9 protein-coding genes and 1 other RNA gene are annotated in these 12,817 nt (G+C 57.5%); 3 read left to right on the top strand and 7 right to left on the bottom strand.

Annotation, left to right across the window (positions count from 1 at the left end; all coding sequences use genetic code 11):
- Positions 1-236: 236 nt before the first annotated feature.
- Positions 237-545, bottom strand: a complete 309-nt coding sequence (locus tag ACF8K2_RS18340; RefSeq protein ID WP_254284532.1) for a hypothetical protein — start codon at positions 543-545, stop codon at positions 237-239.
- A gap of 140 nt (positions 546-685) precedes the next feature.
- Between ACF8K2_RS18340 and ACF8K2_RS18335 the strand changes: the two genes are divergently transcribed.
- The 3 genes from ACF8K2_RS18335 to ACF8K2_RS18325 all read left to right on the top strand — a co-directional run bounded on the left by ACF8K2_RS18335 (position 686) and on the right by ACF8K2_RS18325 (position 1,986).
- Positions 686-907, top strand: a complete 222-nt coding sequence (locus tag ACF8K2_RS18335; RefSeq protein WP_028632437.1) for a helix-turn-helix domain-containing protein — start codon at positions 686-688, stop codon at positions 905-907.
- A 51-nt stretch (positions 908-958) separates the two neighbouring features.
- The gene (locus ACF8K2_RS18330) at positions 959-1,168 is read left to right on the top strand and encodes a hypothetical protein (protein WP_392466622.1); all 210 of its coding nucleotides are present in this window, start codon (positions 959-961) and stop codon (positions 1,166-1,168) included.
- A gap of 107 nt (positions 1,169-1,275) precedes the next feature.
- Positions 1,276-1,986, top strand: coding sequence for a recombinase family protein (locus ACF8K2_RS18325; RefSeq protein ID WP_392466619.1), 711 nt, complete (start codon positions 1,276-1,278; stop codon positions 1,984-1,986).
- Positions 1,987-2,300: 314 nt separating this feature from the next.
- On the opposite strand, the gene ACF8K2_RS18320 is transcribed toward ACF8K2_RS18325, so the two are convergent.
- The 6 genes from ACF8K2_RS18320 to smc all read right to left on the bottom strand — a co-directional run bounded on the left by ACF8K2_RS18320 (position 2,301) and on the right by smc (position 12,814).
- Positions 2,301-4,058 carry a DNA-processing protein DprA gene (locus tag ACF8K2_RS18320; RefSeq protein ID WP_392466616.1) on the bottom strand — a complete coding sequence of 586 codons (1,758 nt, stop codon included), beginning with the start codon at positions 4,056-4,058 and terminating at the stop codon, positions 2,301-2,303.
- Positions 4,055-5,311: an HAD hydrolase-like protein gene (locus tag ACF8K2_RS18315; RefSeq protein WP_392466614.1), complete on the bottom strand. Its 1,257-nt coding sequence runs from the start codon at positions 5,309-5,311 to the stop codon at positions 4,055-4,057. The genes ACF8K2_RS18320 and ACF8K2_RS18315 overlap by 4 nt, the downstream gene beginning before the upstream one ends.
- Positions 5,312-5,559: 248 nt before the next feature.
- An RNA gene (gene ffs / locus ACF8K2_RS18310) (signal recognition particle sRNA small type) lies at positions 5,560-5,656 on the bottom strand.
- A gap of 121 nt (positions 5,657-5,777) precedes the next feature.
- The gene (gene ligA / locus ACF8K2_RS18305; RefSeq protein WP_392466612.1) at positions 5,778-8,108 is read right to left on the bottom strand and encodes an NAD-dependent DNA ligase LigA; all 2,331 of its coding nucleotides are present in this window, start codon (positions 8,106-8,108) and stop codon (positions 5,778-5,780) included.
- Positions 8,109-8,223: 115 nt separating this feature from the next.
- A complete protein-coding gene (gene zipA / locus ACF8K2_RS18300) occupies positions 8,224-9,120 on the bottom strand; it encodes a cell division protein ZipA (protein ID WP_186556018.1) in 897 nt (298 codons plus the stop codon).
- A gap of 205 nt (positions 9,121-9,325) precedes the next feature.
- Positions 9,326-12,814, bottom strand: a complete 3,489-nt coding sequence (gene smc / locus ACF8K2_RS18295) for a chromosome segregation protein SMC (RefSeq protein WP_392466609.1) — start codon at positions 12,812-12,814, stop codon at positions 9,326-9,328.
- Positions 12,815-12,817 lie beyond the last annotated feature (3 nt).

Below are 12,817 nucleotides of genomic sequence, written 5' to 3'. Positions count from 1 at the left end.
CTCAATCCTGCGGATCGGATATTGTGCACAGGAACAGCGTCAGCTGTGGATAGTACGGATTTTTAGGTTTTGGGGGGTGTTGGTTGTTTCACCCCCTCTACACCGTTAGGTGTCCACGATCCTGACCTACGGTCATACACAGTGCAACCAGCTGAAAGCTTGCCGCTTTCTGTGTGAACGCCCAGCGGAGCCAATCTAGGAATTTGCTTTGACGCTCCGCTGAAGGTGCGCAGCCTCTACCGAAGGTAGAAGTACAGAAACACTACCACCAGCACAGCGAAGATCACCCTTCCTTGAAGCACATCAGCATTCAGCTTGTCTGTCTTCATCTGCTGGTGCGTGGCAGCATCGCTCAAGCCCTGAGACTTGTAGTGCATGATCTGGTCGATTTCCCTATCGATCTTCTTGTTCTGACCATCGTTGCTTCGCATTGTGATACCCCACACGATCAACCAAAGCCCTCCTGTCAGAACGGTCAGGATCAGGTGCAGGATGTGGTTTGTCTTCTTTTTACGACTGGTCAGCACGAACAGTTTTTCGTTCATTTCGTTGGTCTCTCAGGGCTAGGCGTTCGCTTCCCCAGCGTATGGGGGCCTGAGACAATTGTATCAGTTAGTGTGTCATCATTTGGAGTGTAATCACTCAGTGTGTTCACGATCAGGGTGCATCCAACCATCATGCTGGGATGCAGACAAACCAACACCTACGAAAGGCCTTTGGCCAACGAATCCGAAATCTACGCAGCAGCCAAGGCTTCAGCCAAGAAGCATTCGCTGACAAATGCGGCTTTGTCCGCACCTACATGTCTCGCATTGAGACGGGTACGGCCAACCCAAGCCTTGAAGCGGCCAAGGTGCTTGCTGACGGGCTGAGCATGTCCCTATCAGAGCTGCTTGAAGGTCTGTAGCCACATAGATCGACGCTACACTCAGGCTCGCCCCCTCACAGGACTACATACATGGATGACCGTATTCCAATCACAGCTGACACGCTTGAATTGCTGCACCTCAATCAAATCGCCATACGTGCAGCTTTGGAAGAGGTGAGCCTGTGGATCAGTCAACGCGGTTCAACCACCGTGCATGACAACGTGCTGAGTATCATGCACACCCTCGACACGAATGCCGAAGCCATCGCCTCAGGAATAGAGTCCCTGAGGTCAACTTAAAATTCACGATTTGTCATTTGCTTAGACGAACGTCTGCCAAATTGACAATTTGTAGTCATGGATTACAAAATGCCCTCACACACAATGAACGTAGTGAGTGCACCACCATGACTAATGTCGTCGCTTACATCCGAGTTTCTACCAAGGGCCAAGGTGATTCTGGCCTAGGCTTGGATGCACAGCGTGACTACATCCAACGTGCAGCAGACACGAACGGCTGGAACGTCATTGGTGAGTATGTGGATGTAGTGAGCGGCAAGCTTGCCCTTGAAGATCGACCAGAAGGTGCAAAAGCTCTGGCAGCGTGCAAACTGCACAAGGCTCAATTGTTGGTGGCCAAGCTGGATCGGCTTTCCCGCTCCGTGCTGCACATTGCTCAGCTGATGGAGCAAGTTGATTTCAAAGTGGCCACGATGCCACAGGCCAACACCTTCCAACTTCATCTATTCGCTGCCCTTGCCCAGCAGGAACGAGAGTTCATTGCCACCCGTACCAAGGAAGCTCTGACATCCCTCCAGAGGCGTGCAGACGCTGGTGATGCAATAGCCCAGCAGAAGGTGGCCAATCGTGCAGAGGCTCAAGCCAAAGGCCGTGCAATAGCTGATATCACAGCGGCCAACACCGTTCGTATGAGCAAGATCAGCAACTATCAAGACGGCCTCCGTCCGCATCTGGAATCCTGCCTGTACAACAAGGTGATCACTCTGCAATCGGTCGCTGACTGCTTGAACAAGAAAGGGCTTCGCACCCCGCGTGGTAGCGAGTTCAACGCTACGGCAGTACGCCGCCTGATGCTTTCTCTCAACGTATCGTTCTAACAAAAAATATTATTATAGCCCAGAGTTATTTCAGATTTACTCAGCTTTTCAGAAGCCAGCTTTCCAAACGGGTTTAGCCGATTTGCTGGTTCGCTAGACGTACTACATTACTTTCGGCCAGCACACACCCTTTTATTAAGAGAGCGCATCTTTTTTCTGGCGGGAAAATTGGGTTTCCGTGCAGAATCGCATTGTCTTTTGGCGGGGACTTGGGACCGAAGCAAAACACTTCCCACCGCCCTTCCCTTTCACAACACTTAGGCAAGGAGTGAGCTGATGAAAGCATGGATAGCAGTCCTCGCAATCAATGCGAATCAATCCCCCACAAGAGGCGCAGGGTCTTCAATCAATGAAGCACTGTACTCACCATAGGTCAATGTTTGATGAAGTTCGATCCCAGCAGTTGCGAGCCAGTCCTTCCAAATCTGGTCGATATCGTCGGAACATTGCCGCATAAAGTCGATGGTTAAATATTTTTCCCAGTCACCCCGAAGATCGAAGTCGTCATGATCACTCTCGGACTGATAGCCCACTACTTCATCAATTTCGATAGTAACCGGTTTACCGTGTGCAATGGTGTCACGAAAACTCTTCAACTGCTTAATGGAAGAGTACGGGCGAACCGAAAAGTCAGGCTCCACCCCCAACACCGACAACACATTCTCAAGCTTTTTGTCGAACCACCGCCTTTCCTTAAAGCCTGAAATTTTCTGCTCACCAATAAAATTAAGACGAGATTCAAAGGTGAATGCCATCATTACAAGGCAGGCAGTAATATCAAGAGCGATGCCGTGTCGATTCCCGGCCACTGCCATATCTTCAATACGAGTTCTTAGATGAATAACCGTATTAGACAAATCATTGTGAATGTGAATTTTTTTCTTGGAAATTTTTCGCACCCGGAATTTTGAATCATCACTACCTTGACTCCGAGATTGCCCCTGCAAAAGGCTGCCCTGCTGGGTTAATGGCTCAGAACTAAAATTATCGTCACTTTTGCGAACAAAGCCCTCAAACCCAACGGGATCTTTTTCAAGATTAAAAGTGTCCTGAGCCTCTACCTGCAACACCTCATCAACAGTTGAAGACTTACCACTGATGCTTACCGTGTTACGCAATGAAGCATTAGACAGCAAACCAGAGAGCATACGTGGATAATCATCTCTCGTCTTAAGCACTAATATGTTATCGAGCCTTTCTCGCTTACACTTCAGCAAATTTGCCTTATCAACCCAGTCACCTTCAGCGATTAGCAAATTCGCCATGACCTTCGGCTCTTTGTTATTTCTATCCACTGAAGTTGGCAACGGAACCGCAAGCCACCGATTGTAGTCAAGAGCAGCACGCGAAGCATGTAGGCTCCCACCCTTTACATCAGACTGGATCATCACTACCCCCTGAGCCATACCAGCCTGTGTACGATCCCGTTTAACGAATTGCTGAGGAAAAACCTTTTGGCCGAATGGATATTCTGAAATCAATGCCCCTCCATTCTCAAGAATGTTGTGAGCAAGTTTCTTATGCTGGCTTGGAGCAATCATCTGAAGACCATGCGCCAAAACCGCAACAGTGTGTCCTCCCAAGTCGAGTGCTGCCTTATGCGCCAAACCATCACACCCAAGCGCCAACCCACTTACAATACTCCATTGATTCTCAACGAAGTACTCCGTTACGCGGCGAGTAATAACTTCGCCATGCGGGGTAGGCTCCCTAGTACCAATGATGGCAACAGATCTCAGAGCACAACTATGAAGCTCTCCACAGACATAAAGAATAAACGGATCATCCTTCGTAGCCGCAAGCAAATCTGGATAACCAGCATCTAAAGGACTGATAATTCTGGCCTCATGCTGCTCAGCAGAGTTTACTTGAAAGTCCGCTTGCTCTGACGCCAAAGACCAAGCATCAGGAACAGAAAGTGCCTTATGCAAAGAGCTATTTATCCTACCTAAAGCCTCAACATCTAAATCAACGAAACCTTGTACGCTCGCAACCTTCTTCAACGTCGCCGGCCCAACACCGGGGAGCATGGATAGAGTCAAAAGCTTTTTCGTTTCGCGAGAAACCTTCATCTGATACCTACATTTTTTGTCAACGCGAGCAATGTTACACCAGAAGCACCTGCTGCTCGAAGGTACATCTCAGCATAGATCAGAGAGGCTCCAGAGGTAACCACATCGTCAATGACTACAACGTGCTTCCCGGAAAAGTCAGAGCCGGGATTTGCCCTAAGATGGTCACGGGCATTCACAAAACGCTGCTCTCTATTCAGCCCGCCATTGCCGTGATGCGAAAGGGCTCCCGGCAAATATTCCAGTGCGTTAGGAATGAATTCAATATTGCCGCGATTGATTGCAACCTCGGCATGCGATGCAGCTACCTGAGCTAACATCGCCTCCAGACGCTGCACACGGCCCGGTTTCGCTGGAATAACAGTAACGACCAATCCCCCCACCCCGAAGGCGATCATTGGATTACGACTCAAGACAACACTTCGAATGAATTTACGGATTGCGTCAACCCAGTATTCTGGCACCGTCAGCAAATCTTTCATCCGGTGAATGTCATTAGTCACGGCATGCCAATCAACTCTTCTTTGAGCATCCCGAGAAAAATGTCGACCGAGCGAGTGAATCTGATTTGGCCTTGCTCCTTGCACCAGCGGGTTGAAATATCCTGCTTTTTCGAACCGAAATGGCCTATCCCCGGCCGCTGCCCCGGCGAGCACTTGTAACCGCTCAGCTGATGGTAAGAACTCAGTTGGATTTTCAAGCACCCCGGGCAAGTCCTCCGGAGATTGAATAATTGCATCAGGCATACGCTCCAATGCCTTCCAGTCATCACTGCGACGGGCGTTAGGCCAAGTGGTTTGATCCAGAACACACCAAGATCCCGCGTCGTAAGCTGCCTGCACGTCAGATTTCCCATCACCGACCAACCAGACACTTTGAGGGGATGCCACTTCTGCCACACGCATCGCAAGCAAAACGCCCTCTCCGCTTGGCTTCGTGTGCGTCACATCCTCAAAAGCAACCAATGTCGCCCAGTCGATACGGGGGTATGCGAGATCCAAAAGAATCTCCGCATAATGCCTAGGTGACCTAGTAAACACTCCGAGTCGCACGCCCTCGTGCTGGCGCTGCAACGCCATAAGCTGAGCCTCAGTGTAAACGATTCGACCCGGCAACATCCCGAATTGGGCTGTGAGCCTTTGAACGTACTCCCGAGGTTGCGTATTCAGAAACTCACGCCCTCGGAAACCCTCAAGGTCACTGGTGCGGAGAAGGGTATCGTCAAGATCAAACAGAATCAGTTCGACTGGCATCACTCGTCCTTGGTGGAATGCAAAACTTGAATACCGAAGCTAGCAAAAAGCCATCAGTAACAGCAAGCCTCAGCGAGGAGGACACCGGTTTGCACTCCAATCCGGTCAAGCCAGCTTGGACATTGATGAATCTTCGATTAGGATCACAGCCCAGTGCACACCACTTTGGTGCACCTAAACGCTGTCACACTTCAAGATTTTTGATAGAGAAATCCTTGAGAATTCAAGGACTTGCGTAATGGAGGCGGCCCCACCAGCCACACCCCGGCACTCGATGTCCCCGCCTTGGCTGCTCCCTTCCGGGCCTGACCAGGTAAACGGGTAATCAATGCGGGGGGACCGATGGGGCCACCACTACGCTGCTCGCCGTGTGACGAGCCGCGCCATTGTACCGGTCTGAGGCGAAGTTACAACCTCTGCCTCAAGAAAAAACCATCATTTCTCAATGACTTGTCCCGTCGGGCGGTCAGGCGCTGATGCCCTGCTCGGTCAAGAAGGCGATAAACGCGTCTTCATCCAGCACCTTGACCCCCAGTTCGCTGGCCTTGGCCAGCTTGGAGCCGGCACCCGGGCCTGCGACAACGCAGTGGGTCTTGCCGGAGACCGAACCGGCGACCTTGGCCCCGAGGCTTTCCAGCTTGTCCTTGGCGATGTCGCGACTCATGCGCTCCAGGCTGCCGGTGAGCACCCAGGTCTGGCCGGCCAGGGGCAGCCCTTCGACCACTTTCTTCTCGCTGGCCCAGTGCATGCCAAATGCCTGCAACTGCGCTTCGATAGCACGCGCCAACTGTTGATTGGCCTCGCTCTTGAAGAACTCGCGCACGGCATCGGCCTGCTTGCTATTGAGGGCTTGGCGCAGATCGATGCCATCGGCTTCGATGATCTGGTCCAGGCTACCGAGCTTGGCCACCAGCTTTTCAGCGCCGGTCGGGCCGACCGAGGCGATATCGAGCTTGGCGATCATCCCGGCCAAGGTGGTGCTGGCGGCGAACTCCGCGGCCAGCTCGCCCTCCTCCTGCAACTGCATGCCACTGGCGAGCAACTGCTGGATGACGTCGCGGTTGTGCTGGTCTTCGAAGAAGTTGTGGATCTCGTGGGCGACTTCCAGGCCGATGTCGGGCAGATAGGTCAGCACCTGCGGCAACGCCTGCTGTACGCGCGCCAGACTGCCCAGCGAGCGCGCCAGGACCTTGGCAGTCTCCTCGCCGACATCAGGAATGCCAAGGGCATAGATGAAGCGCGCCAGGCTCGGCCGTTTACTGTTCTCAATCGCTTCGAGCAGTTTGTTGCTGGACACCTCGGCAAACCCTTCAAGCTCGACAATTTGCTCGAACTTGAGGCTGTACAGGTCGGCTGGCGAGCGGATCAGGCCTTCGTCGACCAGTTGCTCGACGCTCTTCTCGCCCAAGCCATCGATGTCCATGGCGCGGCGCGAAACATAGTGAATGATCGCCTGCTTGAGCTGCGCAGCACAGGCCAGGCGGCCGACGCAGCGATACACCGCGCCTTCGCTAGTGGTTTCCTTGCCCTTGCTGCGCTTGACCAGCTGGGTGCGCTCGACCTGCGAGCCACACACCGGGCATTGGCTGGGCACCTGCACCGGGCGGGCATCCTCGGGGCGGCGTTCGAGCACCACCTGCATCACCTGGGGTATCACGTCGCCGGCCCGGCGAATGATCACCGTGTCGCCGATGCGCAGGCCCAGGCGGGCGATTTCGTCCATGTTGTGCAAGGTCGCGTTGGACACCGTCACGCCGGCCACCTTCACCGGCTTCAAGCGCGCGACGGGCGTGACCGCACCGGTACGGCCGACCTGGAACTCGACATCGAGCACTTCGGTAAGCTCTTCCATGGCCGGGAACTTGTGGGCGATCGCCCAGCGCGGCTCGCGGGCGCGAAAGCCCAGCTCACGCTGGGAGGCCAGGTTGTTGACCTTGAACACCACGCCATCGATCTCATAGGGCAGATCATTGCGCCGGGCACCGATGTCCCGGTAGTAGGCCAGGCACTCTTCGATGCCTGCGGCGTGCTTGAGCTCGCGACTGATCGGCAGGCCCCAGGCCTTGAGCTGCTCAAGAATGCCGATATGGCTGTCGCCGATAGTTTCCGACACTTGGCCCAGGCCATAGCAACAGAACTCCAGCGGGCGGCTGGCGGTAATTTTCGAATCCAGCTGACGCAGGCTGCCAGCGGCAGCATTGCGTGGGTTGGCGAAGGTCTTGCCGCCGCTTTCGGCTTGCGCGGCATTGAGCCGGTCGAAGCCGGCCTTGCTCATGAACACTTCACCACGCACCTCCAGCACCGCCGGCCAACCACTGCCCTGCAGCTTGAGCGGGATGTTGCGCACAGTCCGCACGTTGGCACTGATGTCTTCACCGGTGCTGCCATCGCCACGGGTAGCGCCCTGCACCAGCTGGCCATCGCGGTACAGCAGGCTGACCGCCAGGCCATCGAGCTTGGGCTCGCAGCTGTAGTCGACCGCGCCTGGCTGATCGAGACCTTCCACCACCCGCCGATCGAATTCGCGCAGGTCGCTTTCCTCGAAGGCGTTACCCAGGCTGAGCATGGGGATCTCATGACGCACCTGGCTGAATGCCGCCAGCGCCGCACCGCCGACACGCTGGGTTGGCGAGTCGGGGGTTACCAGGTGCGGGTGCTCGGCTTCCAGCGCCTTGAGCTCATTGAACAAGCGGTCGTATTCGGCGTCCGGAACGCTGGGTTCATCGAGCACGTAATAGCGGTAGTTGTGCTGATCGAGCTCGGCACGCAGTTCATGGATTCGGGATTCGGCGTTCATGGTCATCTTCTCTTGCAAAGCAAAAGAGCAGCCCCGGGGCTGCTCTTGCGCTTGAATCGTTCGCGGGCGGGATCGAGGCAGGATCCGCCCGCTCGGGTGTTACAGCTTTGAGCGATCAGCGCTTCTGGGTCAGCGCGCGGCGCTCGAACTCGACGATGCGCTGGCGGTAGTGCTCGATGGTCTGCGCGGTCAGCACGCTGCGCTGATCGTCCTTGAGCTCGCCATTGAGCTCATGGGCCAGCTTGCGCGCTGCGGCAACCATCACATCGAAGGCTTGCTTGGGATGACGCGGGCCTGGCAGACCGAGGAAGAAGCTCACCGCCCGGGTGCTGAAGTGGTCGATGTCATCCAGGTCGAAGATACCCGGCTTGACCGCGTTGGCCATCGAGAACAGCACTTCGCCGTGGCCAGCCATGCTTTCGTGGCGGTGGAAAATGTCCATCTCGCCGAAGCGCAGACCGCTCTCAAGGATGTTCTGCAGCAGGGCTGGGCCCTTGAAGCCGCCTTCATCACGAGAGATGACGCTGATCACCAGCACTTCTTCAGCCGGCGGCAACTCTTTGACCGAGCTGTTGCTGGACGAAGACGAGCCACTGCTGCGGCTGTTCTCGGCGGCGTAGTCATCGTCGGCATCGGCGAACAGGTCGGGTTCACGCGAGTCGGCCGCCAGGTTCAGGTCGCCCTGCTGTGGCTCGCTATGGGCTCGTTTGCCGCGCTTGGCCGCCTTGGCCGGTTTGGCTTCGCGCTCACGCTCGCGTTCGCGCACCGGGGCGCTCATCGAAGGCAGGTCGGTTTCGTCCAGCTCGGGCTCTTTGTGCTGGCCTTCTAGCACGCGTGCAGGGCCGAGCACCTCGGCGCCGCCCTCTTCATCGGGCAGGTTGGAGTAGCTGCGATCCAGACGGAATTTCAACTTGCCCTTGCCGCCACGCATGCGTCGCCAGCCGTCGAAAAGAATACCGGCGATGACAATGATGCCGATGACGATCAGCCACTCGCGCAGACCGATTTCCATGTAATCCCGTGCCTCTATAAAAAATATGCTTGAAAACAAAGGGTTCAAAGCCCTTTAACACGTGGCGCCAACTCTATGTTCTGACAGGCGTTTTACCCACGCAAAATACACGTGACATTAAGCTAGCACGACCAAAGGCAACTTTACACCGTCTGTCGCACATGACAGGGGGTTTTCCCTACAGAAAACGCCCTATCTTCGCTCATCAGGTATCAACCATGGCCATTGCTTCCTCCACATCAACTGCAACAAGACGTGAACAGCCCGGTTCGTGCATGGTCACCCCCATCAGTTGATCGGCCATTTCCATGGCAATCTTGTTATGGGTGATGTAGATGAACTGCACGGTCTCGCTCATTTCCTTGACCAGCCGGGCGTACCGCCCGACGTTGGCATCGTCCAGCGGCGCATCGACTTCATCGAGCATGCAGAACGGTGCCGGGTTGAGTTTGAAGATGGCAAATACCAACGCCAGGGCGGTCAGGGCTTTTTCGCCGCCGGACAGCAAGTGGATCGTGCTGTTTTTCTTGCCCGGCGGGCGCGCCATGATCGTCACCCCAGTATCGAGTAAATCTTCGCCCGTCAGTTCCAAGTAAGCACTGCCGCCACCGAAAACTTTTGGAAAAAGTGCCTGTAAACCGGCATTTATCTGATCAAAGGTATCCTTGAAGCGGTTGCGGGTTTCCTTGTCGATCTTACGAATGACGTTTTCCAAGGTGTCCAACGCTTCGACCAGATCGGCATCCTGAGCGTCCAGGTAACGCTTGCGCTCGGACTGCTGCTGGTACTCTTCGATGGCCGCCAGGTTGATCGCCCCCAAGCGCTGGATGCGCGCCTCGACCTGCTCGAGCTCCTGCTCGGTGCCCTGCTCGCTGGCGTCGGCTTCGAGGGTGGCGAGCACCCCTTGCAGGTCGAAGCCATCGGCGAGCAACTGCTCCTGCAGGGTGGTGCGGCGCAGCACCAGACCTTGGGATTCCAGGCGTGACTGCTCAAGCTGGCTGCGCAGCAACTGGGCCTGTTGCTCGGCCTGGGTGCGGCGCTTCTCAGCGTCGCGCAATTCACGGTCGGCTTCGTCCATGTGCAGGCGCGCCAGACGCATTTCTTCATCGACGCTCATGCGCCGTTCGAGCAGCTCTTCGAGCTTCAGGCGCAATTCCTCTTGCGGCGCCTCGCCCTCCTCCAGGTTCAGGCTCAACTGCTCCTGGCGCTCACTCAGGCGCGCGGCTTGCTGCTCGAGACGCTCCAGGGCCTGGCGGGTGGAGTCATGCTGGGCGCGCAACGAGCCCAGGCGCACCGCCAGTTGATGGGCGTGATCCTTGTGCTGGCGCGCTTCCTGGCGGACCCGATCGAGGCCTTCGCGCAAGGTATCGCGACGGGCCATCAACTGCTCGCGCTGCTCGGTGTCCTGGGCCATCAGGTCCAGGGCCTCTTGCAGAATCAGCCGCGCCTCACCCAGCTGCTCATGCTCGATGGCGCGTTGTTCGTTTAGCTCGGTGAGCTCTTCTTCGAGACGGCGGCGGCGCAGTTCCAACTGTTCGGCGCGGGCGCGGCCAGCGGACAGGCGGGCCTTGAGCTCACCCTGCTGGCGGTTCTCATCCTGGCTGCGGCGGCGCAATTGCTCGCGCTGCTCTTCCAGATCCCGCTGCTGCTCGCGCTGCCCCTGGAGCTGCTGCTCCAGTTGTTCGAGCAGGGCCTGCTGCTCCAGCTGCTCGTGGGCCAGGCGTTCGATTTCCTGCCCGCGCGCCAGCACGCCGCCTTCGGCCTCACCGGCGCGGCTGACCCGCAAGAAATGCCGCCCCACCCAGTAACCATCGCGACTGACCAGGCTCTGCCCTTCGCTTAAGCCGGCACGCTGAGCCAGTGCCTGCTCCAGGTTTTCTACCGGACGCACCTGCCCCAGCCAGGGGCTCAGGTCAGTGCGCCCCTCGACCTTGTCCAGCAGGCTGCCCGGCAGCCGCGCCGCCTCGCCTTCAGCCAGCAGCAGGCGCAGATCGCCCTGCTCGAGCGCGGCGAAATCAAGTTGGGTGAAGTCATCCACCAGCACCGCTTGCAGGTCGGCGCCCAGCACGGTTTCCACCGCCAGCTCCCAACCTGGCTCGACACGTAGCCCCTCGGCCAGTCGCGGGCGTTGCTCAAGGCCTTGGCCGCGCAGCCAGTCGGCGGCGCCAGCGGCAGGCTCCAGGGCCGCTTGCTGCAACGCTTCGAGAGACGCCAGGCGACCGCCCAGACGCTGCTGATCGCCCTGCAACTGCTGATGTGCCTTAGTCGTTTGCTGGAGCTGCTCACGCACTCCTTCCAGGCGCTCGACCACCTCCTGCTCGGCCATCTGCAGCTCTTCGAGCAGCAGCTCGCTGCTGGCAACCTGCTCGGTCAGCTCAAGCGTAGCGGCGTCCTGCGGGTCGGCGCCAAGCTGGTCGCGTTCCTCGCCTAACTTGCGCTGGCGCTCAGAGAGCCGCTCAAGGCTGGATTCGAGTTGCTGCAAGCGCGACTGCTGAACCTCGGCCTGCCGCCGGGGTTCGGCCGAGCGGGTATTGAAGCTGTCCCACTGCTCCTGCCAGCCGTGCATGCCCAGCTCGGCTTCTTCCAGGGTGGCGGCGGCCTCCTCGGCGGCGGCCAGGGTCATTTCCTGCTCCGGCTCGAGCATCGCCAGCTCTTCACCGAGGGTGGCCAGCAAGGTACGGTCGTGGCCCAGGTGAGACTCGGTTTCCAGGCGGGTGCGCTCGGCTTCTTTCAGATCATCCTGCAACTGACGCAGGCGCTGCTGGCCGTGCTGGATGCTCTGCTCGACGCGGGCAATATCACCGGCCACCGAATAAAAACGCCCCTGCACCTGATTGAAGCGTTCGGACAGCTCATGATGGCCATCACGCAGGCGCTCGATACTCGCATCAGCATTGCGCTGCTCGGCCACCAGGGCCTCGAAGGCCACTTCCTGATCGCCGATGATGGTTTCACGCTGGCCCACCCGCTGGTCCAGATCGCGCCAGCGCAGGGCCGACAGGCGCGCTTTGAGCTGACGCTCGCAGGCCTTGTACTCGCGGTACTTCTCGGCGGCCTGGGCCTGGCGGTGCAGGCGTTCGAGCTGGCGTTCCAGCTCATCGCGCAGGTCGGTCAGGCGCGCCAGGTTCTCTTGGGTGCGGCGAATGCGTGTCTCGGTCTCGCGGCGGCGCTCCTTGTACTTGGAGATGCCCGCTGCTTCCTCGATGAAGTTGCGCAGTTCTTCAGGCTTGGCCTCGATCAGCTTGGAGATCATGCCCTGCTCGATGATCGAGTAGCTGCGCGGGCCCAGGCCGGTGCCAAGGAAGATATCGGTGATGTCACGCCGACGGCACTTGGTGCCGTTGAGGTAATAGGTGTTCTGCGCATCGCGCGTCACTTTGCGCCGGATCGAGATCTCGGCGTAGGCGGCGTATTCGCCGACCAGGGTGTTGTCGCTGTTATCGAACACCAGCTCGATGCTGGCCTGGCTGACCGGCTTGCGGCTGGTCGAGCCATTGAAGATGACGTCGGTCATCGACTCGCCACGCAGGTTTTTCGCCGAGCTTTCGCCCATCACCCAGCGCACCGCATCGATGATGTTGGACTTTCCGCAGCCATTGGGCCCGACCACAGCGGCCATATTGCTGGGGAAGTTGACCGTGGTCGGGTCGACGAACGACTTGAACCCGGCCAGGCGAATGCACTTGAGGCGCATCGA

Source organism: Pseudomonas sp. xss_2 (assembly GCF_043104195.1).
Classification (GTDB): Bacteria; Pseudomonadota; Gammaproteobacteria; order Pseudomonadales; family Pseudomonadaceae; genus Aquipseudomonas; species Aquipseudomonas urmiensis.
The sequence above is the reverse complement of the archived record's forward strand: the minus strand, read 5'-3'. Positions and strand labels throughout refer to the sequence as shown.

What these genes read in the sequence shown, in the direction of transcription:
- ACF8K2_RS18330 (WP_392466622.1), top strand. Translation starts at nt 959, where the DNA reads ATGGATGACCGTATTCCAATCACAGCTGACACGCTTGAATTGCTGCAC.
- ACF8K2_RS18335 (WP_028632437.1), top strand. Translation starts at nt 686, where the DNA reads ATGCAGACAAACCAACACCTACGAAAGGCCTTTGGCCAACGAATCCGA.
- smc (WP_392466609.1), bottom strand. Translation starts at nt 12,814, where the DNA reads ATGCGCCTCAAGTGCATTCGCCTGGCCGGGTTCAAGTCGTTCGTCGAC.
- ACF8K2_RS18320 (WP_392466616.1), bottom strand. Translation starts at nt 4,058, where the DNA reads ATGAAGGTTTCTCGCGAAACGAAAAAGCTTTTGACTCTATCCATGCTC.
- ACF8K2_RS18340 (WP_254284532.1), bottom strand. Translation starts at nt 545, where the DNA reads ATGAACGAAAAACTGTTCGTGCTGACCAGTCGTAAAAAGAAGACAAAC.
- ligA (WP_392466612.1), bottom strand. Translation starts at nt 8,108, where the DNA reads ATGAACGCCGAATCCCGAATCCATGAACTGCGTGCCGAGCTCGATCAG.
- ACF8K2_RS18325 (WP_392466619.1), top strand. Translation starts at nt 1,276, where the DNA reads ATGACTAATGTCGTCGCTTACATCCGAGTTTCTACCAAGGGCCAAGGT.
- zipA (WP_186556018.1), bottom strand. Translation starts at nt 9,120, where the DNA reads ATGGAAATCGGTCTGCGCGAGTGGCTGATCGTCATCGGCATCATTGTC.
- ACF8K2_RS18315 (WP_392466614.1), bottom strand. Translation starts at nt 5,311, where the DNA reads ATGCCAGTCGAACTGATTCTGTTTGATCTTGACGATACCCTTCTCCGC.